This is a genomic window from Blautia sp. HCP3S3_H10_2 (assembly GCF_052122375.1).
In the GTDB taxonomy this organism is placed as follows: domain Bacteria; phylum Bacillota; class Clostridia; order Lachnospirales; family Lachnospiraceae; genus Blautia_A.
In genome coordinates this window covers 321,771-335,380 of sequence record NZ_JBQKCL010000001.1, presented here as the reverse complement: position 1 = coordinate 335,380, position 13,610 = coordinate 321,771, and the positions used below count along the sequence as shown (strand labels likewise).

Annotated in this window: 13 protein-coding genes and 1 pseudogene; 6 read left to right on the top strand and 8 right to left on the bottom strand. The window is 44.0% G+C overall.

The genetic code is table 11. The annotated features are described in order from the left end of the window. Nucleotides 1-90: 90 nt before the first annotated feature. From ACTQWB_RS01510 to murB, 5 genes are read right to left on the bottom strand one after another with little or no spacing between them, the layout of a single operon-like run. Nucleotides 91-1,161 carry a hypothetical protein gene (locus tag ACTQWB_RS01510; RefSeq protein ID WP_441500028.1) on the bottom strand — a complete coding sequence of 357 codons (1,071 nt, stop codon included), beginning with the start codon at nt 1,159-1,161 and terminating at the stop codon, nt 91-93. Between the two features lie 31 nt (nt 1,162-1,192). Further along, complete coding sequence (locus ACTQWB_RS01505; RefSeq protein ID WP_118581220.1) at nt 1,193-1,447, bottom strand: HPr family phosphocarrier protein; 255 nt, start codon at nt 1,445-1,447, stop codon at nt 1,193-1,195. Next, complete coding sequence (gene whiA, locus ACTQWB_RS01500) at nt 1,444-2,403, bottom strand: DNA-binding protein WhiA (RefSeq protein ID WP_441500027.1); 960 nt, start codon at nt 2,401-2,403, stop codon at nt 1,444-1,446. Before whiA ends, ACTQWB_RS01505 begins: the two co-directional genes overlap by 4 nt. A gap of 17 nt (nt 2,404-2,420) precedes the next feature. Continuing rightward, nucleotides 2,421-3,299, bottom strand: coding sequence for an RNase adapter RapZ (gene rapZ, locus ACTQWB_RS01495; protein ID WP_441500026.1), 879 nt, complete (start codon nt 3,297-3,299; stop codon nt 2,421-2,423). A 14-nt stretch (nt 3,300-3,313) separates the two neighbouring features. Beyond that, complete coding sequence (gene murB, locus ACTQWB_RS01490; RefSeq protein ID WP_441500025.1) at nt 3,314-4,225, bottom strand: UDP-N-acetylmuramate dehydrogenase; 912 nt, start codon at nt 4,223-4,225, stop codon at nt 3,314-3,316. 187 nt (nt 4,226-4,412) lie between these two features. Between murB and ACTQWB_RS01485 the strand changes: the two genes are divergently transcribed. Next, nucleotides 4,413-4,832 (top strand): stage V sporulation protein AB, encoded by a 420-nt coding sequence (locus tag ACTQWB_RS01485; RefSeq protein ID WP_441500024.1) that lies wholly within the window; start codon nt 4,413-4,415, stop codon nt 4,830-4,832. A gap of 128 nt (nt 4,833-4,960) precedes the next feature. On the opposite strand, the gene ACTQWB_RS01480 is transcribed toward ACTQWB_RS01485, so the two are convergent. After that, nucleotides 4,961-5,968 (bottom strand): helix-turn-helix domain-containing protein, encoded by a 1,008-nt coding sequence (locus tag ACTQWB_RS01480; RefSeq protein ID WP_441500023.1) that lies wholly within the window; start codon nt 5,966-5,968, stop codon nt 4,961-4,963. Nucleotides 5,969-6,188: 220 nt separating this feature from the next. On the opposite strand from ACTQWB_RS01480, the gene ACTQWB_RS01475 reads away from it, so the two are divergent. The 4 genes from ACTQWB_RS01475 (at nt 6,189) to ACTQWB_RS01460 (ending at nt 9,010) form a co-directional block, all read left to right on the top strand. Continuing rightward, nucleotides 6,189-6,659: a SpoVA/SpoVAEb family sporulation membrane protein gene (locus tag ACTQWB_RS01475; protein WP_441500022.1), complete on the top strand. Its 471-nt coding sequence runs from the start codon at nt 6,189-6,191 to the stop codon at nt 6,657-6,659. After that, nucleotides 6,656-7,741, top strand: coding sequence for a stage V sporulation protein AD (locus tag ACTQWB_RS01470; protein ID WP_441500021.1), 1,086 nt, complete (start codon nt 6,656-6,658; stop codon nt 7,739-7,741). The genes ACTQWB_RS01475 and ACTQWB_RS01470 overlap by 4 nt, the downstream gene beginning before the upstream one ends. Nucleotides 7,742-7,987: 246 nt before the next feature. Next, on the top strand, nt 7,988-8,344 hold the full coding sequence (gene spoVAE / locus ACTQWB_RS01465) for a stage V sporulation protein AE (RefSeq protein ID WP_441500020.1): 357 nt from the start codon (nt 7,988-7,990) through the stop codon (nt 8,342-8,344). A gap of 45 nt (nt 8,345-8,389) precedes the next feature. Further along, nucleotides 8,390-9,010, top strand: coding sequence for a stage V sporulation protein AA (locus ACTQWB_RS01460; RefSeq protein ID WP_441500019.1), 621 nt, complete (start codon nt 8,390-8,392; stop codon nt 9,008-9,010). 9 nt (nt 9,011-9,019) lie between these two features. Here ACTQWB_RS01460 and ACTQWB_RS01455 read toward each other — a convergent pair. Beyond that, nucleotides 9,020-9,829: pseudogene (locus ACTQWB_RS01455) on the bottom strand (aldo/keto reductase); the annotation flags it as partial. Between the two features lie 242 nt (nt 9,830-10,071). Here ACTQWB_RS01455 and ACTQWB_RS01450 point away from each other — a divergent pair. After that, nucleotides 10,072-11,358, top strand: coding sequence for an O-acetylhomoserine aminocarboxypropyltransferase/cysteine synthase family protein (locus tag ACTQWB_RS01450; RefSeq protein WP_441500018.1), 1,287 nt, complete (start codon nt 10,072-10,074; stop codon nt 11,356-11,358). Nucleotides 11,359-11,567: 209 nt separating this feature from the next. Here ACTQWB_RS01450 and ACTQWB_RS01445 read toward each other — a convergent pair whose 3' ends face one another. Further along, nucleotides 11,568-13,559 carry a TIM-barrel domain-containing protein gene (locus ACTQWB_RS01445; protein WP_441500017.1) on the bottom strand — a complete coding sequence of 664 codons (1,992 nt, stop codon included), beginning with the start codon at nt 13,557-13,559 and terminating at the stop codon, nt 11,568-11,570. Nucleotides 13,560-13,610: the final 51 nt, after the last annotated feature.

The window sequence follows — 13,610 nt, the reverse complement described above, 5'->3', positions numbered from 1 at the left end:
ATTGAAATTTATCTCAGAATAAATCCAGGCACTTATAATAAGAAAAAGAGACATCAGCCGATGCCTCTTCTTTCTTATTATAATGAAGAATCAATCTTCATCATCGTAATATTCATCATCATCCTCTTCTTCGTCAGCAAAGATATCAGAATAATCAAATAAGGTAACCTTAGTGATCTCATCCTTTACAATATCAGGAGCATCTCCCTCTTTCTTTGCTTTCGCAGCAAGCTGTGCCGGTGAATATCTCGGTATTGCCAGTTTCTTGATTTCTACTGGTTCATCCTCATCTTCCATGATCTCCGGTTCTGCCTTTTTCTTCGGGGCAGCTTTCTTAGCCTGGGCTGCTGGCTTAGCAGATTTCTTAGCCGGCTTACGTGTCTGGGCTGTAGCTGCGGCAACCTCTTTCTTCAGAAGCTCATGTGCCTCACTTGTAGCACTCTGTACAGTTCTCTGTGGACGCTCTTCCTCTTCTGTATCAAAATCATCCTCATCGATCTCATCTACAAAACCGCCTGTACGGATCTTACGCTTCTCTTTCTTGTTACGCTTGCCCTGTGCCTTAATCTCGCGCTCTTCATCACGGTACTCACGTTCTTTGCGTTTTTCTTCTCTTTTAAGTTCCTTGCGGCTCTTCACATATCCAGGCTCTGTATCTTCCGGATAGTCATCATCATAGTCATCAGGATCTCTTTTCCAAAGCTCTGCGATCACATAAAGAATGATCAGGAACAAAACGCTAAGTCCCAGAACGATCAGTCCTTCAATGCTCTTGGTGGCAGCCATCAGATAACCAATGAACGGAATTGTCACTACAATCTTAGGAAGGTAGCTTCCAATCGCTACATTGATCGGCTGTCCCTGGGAAACAGTAGGATCCATGGCAGTTCCTGTGCCGTTTGCCACATCTGCACTTGCAAGAGTGTAACGGTATACTGCGTCATTCTCATCATTTACAAGGATCGGTGTACCCAGAGCTGCTTCTTCTGTTTTAACCGGAATTGCATATGTAACAGATCCCATGGCAAGATTTGACTTGACTGTGGAGTCATCTCTTATTTCGGTAGTCACCCCGAAGAACGGAGGTACTGCCAATGCAATCACACAAAGTATGGTGCATATTACAACGAAATGTACTATAAATTTCAAAAATTTAGACATTGGTAACCATCCTCACTTTTTATGGCAGCCTTTACTGGTTGCTCAAATACTGTTCAATACTGCTCATGGCAGCTTCTTCATCTTCACCATTAGCTGAAAGTGTAATCTCCTCACCAGCATCCAGCCCCAGTGTCATCATACCCATGATACTCTTGGCATTTACTTTCTTCTTGCCTACTTCTACATAGATCTCACTGTTAAACTGACTTGCCACCTGTACTAACTGTGCAACGGGTCTGGCTTCAAGTCCTGTGGACAGGTGAATGGTGATTGGCTTTTTAATCATAATAATTCCTCCTTGTTTTCCCTCAGGTCATCCGCGAGCAGGCTCAATTTACGAAGCCGGTGATTTACTCCGGACTTGCCCACCTGTGGGTTCAACATCAATCCTAATTCTTTAAGTGTTGCTTCCGGATACTGCAGCCGTAATCTGGCGATCTCCTCCAGTCCTTCATTCAGACTCTCCAGACCCACTTTTTCTTCAAGAAGTCTGATATCATTGATCTGTTTCACTGCTGCATTAACCGTCTTATTTATATTTGCAGTCTCACAGTTAACCTTCCGGTTCACAGAATTACGCATTTCCTTCAGAATACGGATATTCTCCAGATCCATCAGGGCAACGTTCGCTTCCATAATGGCCAGCATATCCACAATCTGCGCACCCTCTTTCACATAAAGCACATATGACTTCTTCCGTAATACAATCTTGGCATCTATATGAAAGCTACGGATGATCTCCTGCAACTGCCCGCCTATCTCCTGGCTTGGACACACGATTTCGAAATGATACCCCTTCTGGGGATCGCTGATAGATCCTGCCGAGAGAAAAGCACCGCGTACAAACGCCCTTTTGCAGCAATCCCGCTGATACACAATGGAATTGGATACGAGAGGCATTCCTCCGCTTATCCCCGAAAATTCCAGCTTGGCAGAATCTAATATTTCCTTTATCAGATCAAGGTCTGTTATGGAAATACAATAAAGATTCCCCCTCCTGAAACAGTCTATCCGGGAATTTGATACATCTGTCTCTATATTAAATGTTTTTTGCAATAATGTAAAGCTTTTTCTTGAAAGTGCCTCATTTTCTGTCTGGATATGAAGGGATTTTTCCCCTTTTATTCCAGTGTCCAGGCTGCCACAAAAAGTGAAGATTGCAGCCAGTTCCGCAATCTTGCAATGTCTTCCGGAACCTATATGCCTGGAAAGTTCTTCTTTCACCATCCCTGAAAAAGACATTTCCTGATCTCCTCTTTCTATTTCTTCAGTAACCGGTCCTTATCCACATCCCTGTGTTCAAGCCGGAACCCATATTCACCATTTCTGGCAATGCGGCTGTACAGCTCTCTGGCAATGGTAACAGAGCGGTGTTTACCACCGGTGCATCCAATGGCGATGACAAGGCTTGTTTTGCCCTCCTGGGAATATTTGGGAATCAGAAATTCGATCATATCCTCCAGTTTATTTGCAAAAATCCTGGCAGTTTCATTATCCATTACATAATTGAAGACACTTTCATCCATCCCCGTAAGCGGCCTCAGATCATCCTCATAATATGGGTTTGGAAGAAAACGCACATCAAATACCAGGTCTGCATCTGCCGGAATCCCATATTTAAATCCGAAAGACAATACCGTGACCATCATATTACAGAATTTTTCATCGTTTACAAAAATCTTCTCAATCTCCTGGCGAAGTTCCCTTGTAAGCAAATGACTGGTATCAATAATATAATCTGCTCTTTTGCGAAGGAAATCCATTTTCTCACGTTCCAGCCGGATTCCGTCATCAACCCTGCCATTGTTTGCCAGAGGATGGCTTCGTCTTGTCTCTTTATAGCGCTTCACCAGCACTGAATCCTCAGCATCCATAAAAAGGATTTCAAAGTCATAGCCAGCTTCCTTCATATGGTCCAGAACCTTGGCAAGCTCTTCCAGAGAGCGTCCACTTCTGGCATCAATACCAAGTGCTGCATTCTGGACCCCCTCTTCATGCACTTCCAGCATCAGGGATGCAAATTTCTCAACTAACGGAATGGGAAGATTATCCACACAGAAATAGTGTGCATCCTCCAGCATTTTCAGCACTGTAGATTTGCCAGCACCTGAAACGCCTGTAACTATTACAAATCGCATAATTTATCTCCTGTTCAAAACTCACCAAGAAATTGCACTTCCGGTTCAAGCATCACGCCAAATTTCTCCTTAACGATCCGCTGAACGTCTTTCATAAGAGTTGTCACATCTTCAGCCGTCGCATTTCCTGCATTAATAACAAAGCCGCAGTGTTTCTCTGAAACCTGGGCCCCGCCTACCTGATACCCGCGAAGTCCGCTGTCCATGATCAGCTTGCCGGCGAAATAGCCTTCGGGTCTTTTGAAGGTGCTTCCGGCACTTGGATAAGAAAGCGGCTGTTTGCTGCTTCTCATACCTGCCAGCTCCTGCATACGGCTCCTGATTTCTTCCTGATTTCCTTTCTGAAGGGAAATAACAGCTTCCAGAACAATATATCCGGATTTCTTGATAATACTGGTGCGATACCCCATCTGGAGTTCGTCGGACTGCAAAGTGATAATCTCTTCTTCCGGAGTCAGCACTGTAACCTCTTTGATCACATCCTTCATCTCCCCGCCATAGGCGCCTGCATTCATCACAACCGCACCGCCTAAGGTTCCCGGGATGCCTCCGGCAAATTCGAAGCCTGTCAGTGATGCCTCACGCGCAGCTGCAGCGATTCCAGATAACAGTGCGCCAGCCTGGGCGTGGATCTCATTTTTCTCCAGTGTGATCTTTCCAAAGCTGCGGTACAACTGCACAACAACACCCTGGTAGCCTTTGTCACTTACAAGAAGATTACTTCCATTTCCAAGAATGAAATAAGGAACTTTCTCTTCTTTACAAACCGCTATCACCTGCGCTATTTCACCGATGGTCTCAGGCATTATAAATAAATCGGCCGGTCCACCGATCCGGAATGTAGTGTGCTTACTCATAGGCTCATTTTCCAGAACCCGGTCATTTCCCAGGATTTCCTGGAAACGTTGTTTTATATTTACATTCACAGATTTACATCCTCTATCTTTCTACATAAAATAACATCTGCAGCAATCTTATCTTTGCCATTGCCGCATCTTTTTATTATACTATCCAACTGCAAAATTGTACAGGAAAAACGTATATTTTCCAACATTCTTTCCATACTGAATAATAGTTCAGATCTACTTCTGAAAGTGAAAGGAGTTTTCATTTATGCTGCAGCAAATTTTCCTATCCATAATCGGCTTCTGCTCCGGAATCATCATCGCAGGTGGTGTAGTCGGCCTGCTCATCGGCCTTTCCATTGTCCCACGCTACGCTGGTGTCACCCATACAGGAAAACACATATTATTATATGAAGATATTACCTTTCTTGGCATTATGTGTGGTAATCTGTTTTTTCTTTATGGATGGCATATTCCAGGCAATACTTTTTTCCTGATACTTTATGGGCTTTTCTCCGGCATTTTCCTGGGCGGCTGGATCATGGCGCTGGCAGAAATGGCAGACGTTTTTCCCATTTTTTCCAGGCGGATCAAGCTGACCAATGGAATCCGGCTGGCTGTGATCGCGGTCGCACTGGGAAAAACACTGGGATCTCTTTATTATTTCTTTAAGCGCTGGTTTCCATGAATTCATGCAAAGTATGCTAAACTAAACGAGAGCAACATTTCCTGCAAAGCCAGGCATACAGATTTCCCCAATCGTCCTTTAGACGCAGATTCCAGACATGGTGCATCCACAGCTTTCACCCAGTTTTATCATAATAAATAGGAAGGAACGTTTTTGCCCGTTTTGGATGTTTTTCCCTTTTCACCAGTCTGAGGTCCATCTTCTTCCTCATTTTTCACAGCAAGCACCGGGCACTCACTTTCCAGACCACGGTACCATTTTCTGTAATCAGCCGGAGAACACCCCATTTCTTTACGGAACGTTTCGGAAAAATAACTAGCTCCTGCAAAACCATTTGCCATGGCAATCTCTCCCATAGATGCAGTTTTATTAAGAACTGCATCCATACTGTTCCAGATTCTGCACTTCTGAAGATATTCAAATGGTGTCATTTCCATATGCTTCTTAAAGAAACGGCAAAAATCCCCGGTACTTACCTGGCATGCTTCTGCCATACCGGCAAGCGTCAGCTTCTCATTGCAATGCTCTGACAGATATCCGGTCATGCGGTTCAGTTTCGCCCGTTCCCGGAGTACTGCGTTCTTACACTCTGGTGCAAGCTGTACAAACTTCTTGTAAAGGCTTCCCCAGGCAGTAAACATCCAGCTCTTCATATCCAGCTCATAAGCCATATCTCTTCCCTCAGCAGTCTGCGCTGCTGCCAGAAGAGCCTGGAGAAGAATGTCCTCATCTGTATCTTCTTCCGCTGATGGCATAAATCTACAATAAGGAAACGCCTCTGCCTGTGCAACCGGAGTGATATATTTGTCCCTAAGGCATTCATCTCCTGCAAAAAGATATTCCTCTGCGATCTCAATTATGTAAATCGTACATCTCTCTGTCTCACTTCTGTTCAGACGATAGGATTGTCCTGCATTGATAAACAATGCCTCCCCAGCCTCCATATCCACCTTTTCCTGATTTACCTGGCACTGCATTTCTCCTTCTTCTGCCAGTATAAAAGTAAACGCCTTTCCTTTCATACAGGGCATATGTCCAAATTCAGGCTGAAGCAGCTCCAGCTTGTAAATTCTGGCTTTTTCTTCTGAATCTTCCGTAAGAAGCTGCGCACCCTTACCTATAAAATACTTTTCCATAAGCTACCTCTTTTCTTCTGTTTGATCCTGATATCATAACAATGCTATCATAATATTATAAGTCAGCCGAAAAAGGAAGTATATTTTACATATTTTTTCACATACTAACTGCCAAGAGGTTCCTGCTTCCATTGTCCGCAATTAAAAACTACCGCTTTCTCTGTTTCCGTCAGCGTGTTTTATATCCACATACGCATCATTTGTACAAAAGGAGGTTCTTATGAATAACCAGAAGCAGCAAGAACAACAGAAGAAATACGCCAATTACGTAAAAAACATCACCCCCACACACAGCCTTCCCTTGAATATGGCAAAGGCCTTTCTCACAGGTGGTCTTATCTGCGTTCTTGGACAGATTATAACAAATTTTGCAAAAGCCCAGGGGCTGGATCAGGATATGGCTGGAACCTGGTGCTCCGTCACTTTGGTTCTGATCAGTGTCCTTCTCACCGGATTTAATATTTATCCAAAGATCGGAAAATTCGGGGGCGCTGGCAGCCTGGTTCCAATCACCGGGTTTGCCAACTCCGTAGCCGCGCCTGCTATTGAATATAAAGCAGAGGGACAGGTTTTTGGAATCGGATGTAAGATTTTCACCATTGCAGGTCCGGTCATCTTATATGGAATTATGAGTTCCTGGGCCGCCGGAGTGATTTACTATCTTTTAAAAATAATGGGGGTGATTTCATGAATAAACAGACACCAGCCAGACTTACCGGCTCTGCCAGTATGCTTTTCCAGAATCCGGTTTATATCACAAGCTGTGCTTCTGTGGTTGGAAAAAAAGAAGGCGAAGGCCCTCTTGGAGATAAATTTGACCTCATCTGTGAGGATCCCATGTTTGGTGAAGATACCTGGGAAGCAGCAGAAAGTACCATGCAAAAAGAAGCAGCCTCTCTGGCTCTTGGAAAAGCCGGACTTACCACTGGCGATATCCGCATGACTTTTGCAGGAGACCTGCTGGCACAGACAACCGCTTCCTCTTTTGGAATCGCAGGCATGGGCATCCCTTTTTACGGACTTTTTGGAGCATGCTCCACTATGGGAGAATCCCTTTCCCTTGGAGCCATGTCCATTGCTGCCGGATATGGAGAGCATATCCTTTGTGCTACTTCCAGTCACTTTGCCAGTGCCGAAAAAGAATTTCGTTTTCCACTGGCGTATGGAAACCAGCGCCCACTCTCTGCCACCTGGACAGTGACCGGAAGCGGGGCCTGTGTTCTTTCCGGTACACCGCCCACACAGGAAATTTTCCAGAAAACAGAGCCACTTCTTGTATCTGATGGCTGTGTACAGATTACGGGACTTACTACTGGAAAGCTGGTTGACTATGGACTTAAAGACTCTTTGAATATGGGCGGATGCATGGCACCTGCTGCCTGCGACACTATTTACCAGAATTTCTGCGATTTTAACAGAACCCCTAATGATTATGATGCTATTTTCACCGGAGATCTGGGGGCAGTAGGGAAAAGGATTCTGCTGGATCTGCTTGCAGAAAAAGGATATGACATCGAGTCCATTTATCAGGACTGTGGGCTCTTAATTTTCGATGGAGAAACCCAGGATACCCATTCCGGAGGAAGCGGATGCGGATGCAGTGCTTCTGTTCTGACAGCCTATATTCTTCCTGAACTGGCAAAAGGTACGTGGAATCGGATTCTTTTTGTTCCTACAGGCGCACTGCTTTCCAAAACAAGCTTTAATGAAGGGGATTCCATTCCAGGAATTGCCCATGCAGTAGTGCTTGAGCATACCCCGATACCCAGCTGATTTTCTTTCCTCATACAGGCATCCTTATTTTTCAGACACAATAAACCGTTCTTTACACACTGTTTTTCAAGATATCGTAACTGTTCAGTACCTTCACAGTTACGAGCCAAAATGCATTCCAAATCACCTGCTGTGATGGCATTTTGGCTTGTATGTCTCGGGATTTTGGCATATTCATGCCAAAACGCCTCGCGGAATACTGCCTACTGAATAATTACAAGATATCTTATACAAGGAGATTTTACAATGGATTATTTCAACGCATTCTGGGTAGGAGGCCTGATCTGTGCCCTGGTCCAGATCTTACTTGACAAAACAAAGCTTATGCCAGGCCGTGTCATGGTTCTTCTGGTATGTACCGGCTCTATTCTTGGAGCTGTGGGCATTTACCAGCCACTGATCGACTTCGCAGGTGCAGGAGCTTCTGTACCACTTCTTGGATTTGGAAATACCCTCTGGAAAGGATTAAAAGAAGCCATCGACACAGATGGCTTCATCGGACTTTTTACAGGAGGATTTACAGCCTGCGCAGCCGGAGTTTCTGCCGCACTGATCTTTTCTTATCTGGCAAGCTGGGTATTTAAACCAAAAATGAAAGAATAGAAAACAGACCATTCAATATAGCAATAATAAATGAGGTAACCTTTTATGAGTGATACGCTTTACATTCAGACCGAAAAAAACGTGGAGGTTCATCACCCCCACGTATATCTCCAGGATATTGCCAAGCTTTCCTGCAGCAATTCTAAAATTTTAAACCGGCTCAGGGTCCTGCCCGTAGCAAACCTAAAACCTGATAAGCCAGGACGGTATGTCATTTCTGTTATGGATCTTATCAATGATATCCAGCCAAGAGAGCCTGAGCTTGACATTACACACATTGGAGAGCCAACTTTTATCCTTACCTATCAAAAAGAGGGCACTATCAATATTGTTATAAGGTGGTGTAAGGTTTTCTTTGTCTGCCTTGCCACCTTTTTCGGTGCCGGATTTTCTATTATGACATTCAACAATGACGTAGATGTCCCCGCTCTCTTTGAACAGATCTACACCCAGGTCACAGGGCTTAAAACGGATGGATTTACAGCTCTGGAAATTTCCTATTCCATTGGAATCGGATTTGGAGTTCTGTTCTTCTTCAATCATTTCGGAAGAATGAAGCTTACCGATGATCCAACGCCTATGCAGGTACAGATGCGGTTGTATGAAGATGATGTAAACACTACTATTATCGAAGATGTCTCACGTGCAAATAAGGAAGAACCGTGACAGGACTTTTTATTTCTTCTCATCCAGCAACACAACACCCTGTTCCGGATTTTTATTGATCGCCCCCACAATTGGATGAGGCACATACAGTTCTTCCAGAAATGCAACATCTTCTTCTGTAAGCTTAATTTTCAGTGCTTCTGCTCCATCATCCAGATAGGCAGCTTTCGTTGCTCCGATGATCGGTGCTGACACCCCTTTTGCCCAGTGCCATGCAATCGCGATCTGTGACATTTTACACTGGTACTTTTCGGCCAGCTGGTGGACGCGCTTTACGATCTGCATGTCAGCTTCCTCCATCCGGTCATATTTTCCCATGGCTACACGGTCTGTTTTTCCACGAAGACTGTCCGATTTCCAGGACTGACGTGCCAGGTGTCCTGCGGCCAGTGGACTGTATGGCATAAGGGATACATTCATCTGTTTACAGATCGGGATCAGCTCCCGTTCATCCTCACGATACAGCAGGTTATAATGATTTTCCATAGTAGAGAACTGTGTCCAGCCATGCTCTTTCGCAGTCTGCTGCATATTATAGAACTGATAGCCATACATTGCAGAAGCTCCGATTGCACGGACTTTTCCAACCTTTACAAGATCATGGAGCGCTTCCATGGTTTCTTCTATTGGGGTTTCGTAATCGAAGCGGTGAATGATATACAGATCCAGATAATCTGTCTGAAGGCGTTTCAGGGAACCGTCAATTTCCCGCCTGATAGCATTTCTTGAAAGGCGGCCTTCGTTAAAATAAACCTTGGAAGCGATCACAACCTTATCCCGCGCAATATTGTTTCTGATTGCCTTTCCCAGATATTTTTCCCTAATAATTCTTTTTTATATAATAACAAGTATCTCTCAATATCTTTCATATTATAGATTACTTTTAATTGTGTCTAATACTTATTTTACATTCTTCAAAATGCCTGACAGGCATTCATCAATTTTTAAATATATTAGAAATTGCAAATTCTTTTGAAAAATGATACTATATCTTCATATGATAGCTCTGTGTGAGCCTTTCGGACACATAGAGCTTATTTTACCAGATGAGGAGGTACATAATGAACGATTACAAAATGGGGACAAAATGTGTCCAGGCAGGATATAAGCCAGGAAATGGGGAGCCAAGGCAGATTCCGATCATTCAGTCAACAACTTTTAAATACGATACCAGCGAGGATATGGGAAAGCTTTTCGACCTGGAAGCAGATGGTTATTTCTATTCCCGTCTTCAGAACCCTACCTGTGATCATGTAGCAGCCAAGCTTGCTGCCATGGAGGGCGGTACGGCAGCTATGCTTACTTCTTCCGGACAGGCTGCCAATTTCATGGCACTGTTTAATATCTGTGAGTGCGGAGACCACATTGTGGCTTCTTCCTCCATTTACGGCGGAACCTTTAATCTGATTTCTGTAACCATGGCGAAAATGGGAATCACAGCCACCTTTGTTTCCCCCGATGCAACAGAAGAAGAACTAAATGCAGCATTTAAACCTAACACAAAGGTTATGTTCGGCGAGACTATTGCCAACCCGGCACTGACTGTCCTGGATATTGAACTTTTTGCAAAGGTTGCTCACGCACACGGTGTTCCCCTTGTAGTAGATAACACGTTCCCGACACCTGTGAACTGTCGTCCTATTGAATGGGGTGCTGACATTGTCACCCACTCTACAACCAAATACATGGACGGACACGGTGCTGCACTTGGCGGTGCTATTATTGACGGTGGTAAATTCGACTGGATGGCACACAAAGACCGATATCCGGGACTTTGCACACCAGATGAAAGCTATCACGGAATCACCTATGCAGAGAAATTCGGCAAAGAGGGAGCTTTCATCACGAAATGTACCGCACAGCTTATGCGTGATTTCGGTTCCATGCAGTCCCCGAACAGTGCTTTTATCCTGAACCTTGGGCTGGAGTCCTTACATGTCCGTATGCCAAAACATGTAGAGAACGGACAGGCTGTAGCAGAATTCCTTGAAAAACATCCGAAGGTAGCTTATGTAAACTATTCCGGACTTCCTTCTAACAAATATTATGAAAGAGCGAAAAAGTATCTTCCAAACGGCGGATGTGGTGTAGTATCCTTCGGTCTGAAGGGAGGACGCGCTGCTGCTTCCACCTTCATGCAGAACTTAAAGCTTGGAGCAATTGAAACCCATGTAGCAGATGCAAGAACCTGCTGCCTGAACCCGGCTACCTCCACTCACAGACAGATGACTGACGAGCAGCTGATCGAGGCTGGTGTTCCTGCCGAGCTGATCCGTATCAGCCTGGGACTTGAGGATAAAGAGGATCTGATCGCAGATATTTCCAATGCACTGGATGCCATTAAATAAAAAGCCAGCCATTTTCTATGCTGTAAATAGCAGGATTAATACCATGTAATTTCATATAATGTGCAACAGGCGGCAGGATACTCTCCTGCCGCCTGTTGGATTCTACTCAAATCCATTATAAGCCATCGCTCTTTCTCCTAATGGGAGCATATACTCTGGCAAATATCTCCCAACTTCGCCACCTAAAATTTTGTAAGGGAAAGTCACTGCTATTTTGTCAATTTTCTGTAATGTTCTTTTTTCTCATAATCCTTATGTATCCCGTCATCCTCATACAAGGTATAGCTGCTGCCCTTATAACCAAGAAGTGTAAGGGAAGAAGTATCAATATCCTTTACACATTCTGCTGCATTTGCAATCGGAATACATTTGCCACCTCTGATAAACAAGGGGACTTCATTTAAAGCCACTTCCACATAATGAACACCTTTTTCCAGAATCTCTTCAGAAATCTGCCCATCTGGCAGGAATTTCACAAATATCATTTCTTCCGGAAGATAGACGTAGCGTCCTCTTGCATTCTGCTCATATACAGGTGCGATCATCACTTCATTTCCAAGAATCAGCTGATCTTCCACACGCACTGCCATTTTATCATCCGGATACACAAAACCAAGCGGCTTGAAATACATGTCATCATTTAAAGCTGCTTTCATGTATTCACTGTACAGATAAGGAATCAGACGGTATCTTGTTTCTACTACACTACGGAAATCTTCTATATTCTCAAACTGGTAGCACTCCTGTTCTCTCGTTCCAAGCGCAGCATGATTTCTCATAAGTGGGGTAAATACTCCAAGTGCCATATGCCGAAGCACCAGATCTCTGGTTGCATCTGCCCCGAATCCCCCAAGGTCTGCTCCTGTATATAAAAATCCACACATATTTAAGGATGGCAGCATTTTCAGATTCAGAAGGATATGACTCCACCAGGATTTGTTATCGCCCATCCAGATTCCACCATAGCGGTGCATTCCAATATAGGAGGATCTGGAGAACATAAGAAAACGCTTGTCCGGACAGGTACGGTCAAAGGCTTCTCCGGCAGCCCTTGTCATATTGTAACCAAACAGATTGTGTACTTTATCGTGACGGATCTTTTTGCCATTTACATTATGGTAAAATCTACGGTAATCTTCCGGGTTATTTGCCAGACCATTTAACTCGCCCTGCATCTTCCAGATATGAACCTTTCCTTCTTTGTCCTGGGAAAATTCACCGGCAAGCCTCTTCGCCTCTTCCATTCCTTCTGAGGAATAAAAAATGGCAGGCTCATTCATATCATTCCAGAAGCCTTCAATTCCCTGATCGATCAGGAAGCGGTATTTATCTCCAAACCACTTTCTGGCATCTTTATTCAACACATCCGGAAAATGGGTATCTCCCGGCCATACTGCCGCCACGAAATCGCTTCCATCCGCTCTCTTGCAGAAATAATTATTTTCCACACCTTCTTCGTAAACCTCATATCCTTTTTCCACTTTTACACCAGCATCAATGATGGGAATCAGGCGAAGTTCCTGGTCTTTCATTTCTTTTACAAATTCCGGAAAATCCGGGAAATTCTCTGGATTCAGGGTAAAATCCTTGTAGGAATCCATATAATCAATATCCATGTAGATCATATCAAGGGGAATATGATTTTCACGGTACCCTGCTGCAACCTTGCGAAAATCTTCCTTTGTGGTGTAGCCCCATCTGCTTTGTCCAAATCCAAAAGCAAATTTCGGCGGAATATAGCTGCGGCCGATCACATGACGGAACTGTTTCACAATGTCATATGCAGATTCTCCTTCAATCACATACACATCCAGATCTGCATTTTCGCAGGATACCTTCAAGGCGTCCATTCTGGTATAACCAATATCAAAGGCGAGTTTTGCCGGATAATCAAAAAACAGACCAAATGTGTGCTTTCCTGCTACAACAATAAAATTATGCGCACCATACAAAGAACGCTTATCCTCTGTGTGATTGGGATCATCGGTACAATCGCTGATGTAGCAATACCCTCTTTTATTGATTCCCCTGTTTGCCTCACCAAGGCCGTACACAATATCAGCCTCATCCATTATGTATGTAAACTCAAATCCATTTTCCAGGCAGATCTTTCCATATGGAAAATCGCCTTCTGTGGTGGAAATTTCTTCCACTAATGCCTCTGTGTCAAAAGGAGTGCCATATCTGTACTTTGTTATCATGTCCCTTTTCCCTTTCATTCTTTATACTTATTCAGCTTCTAAAACTATTTC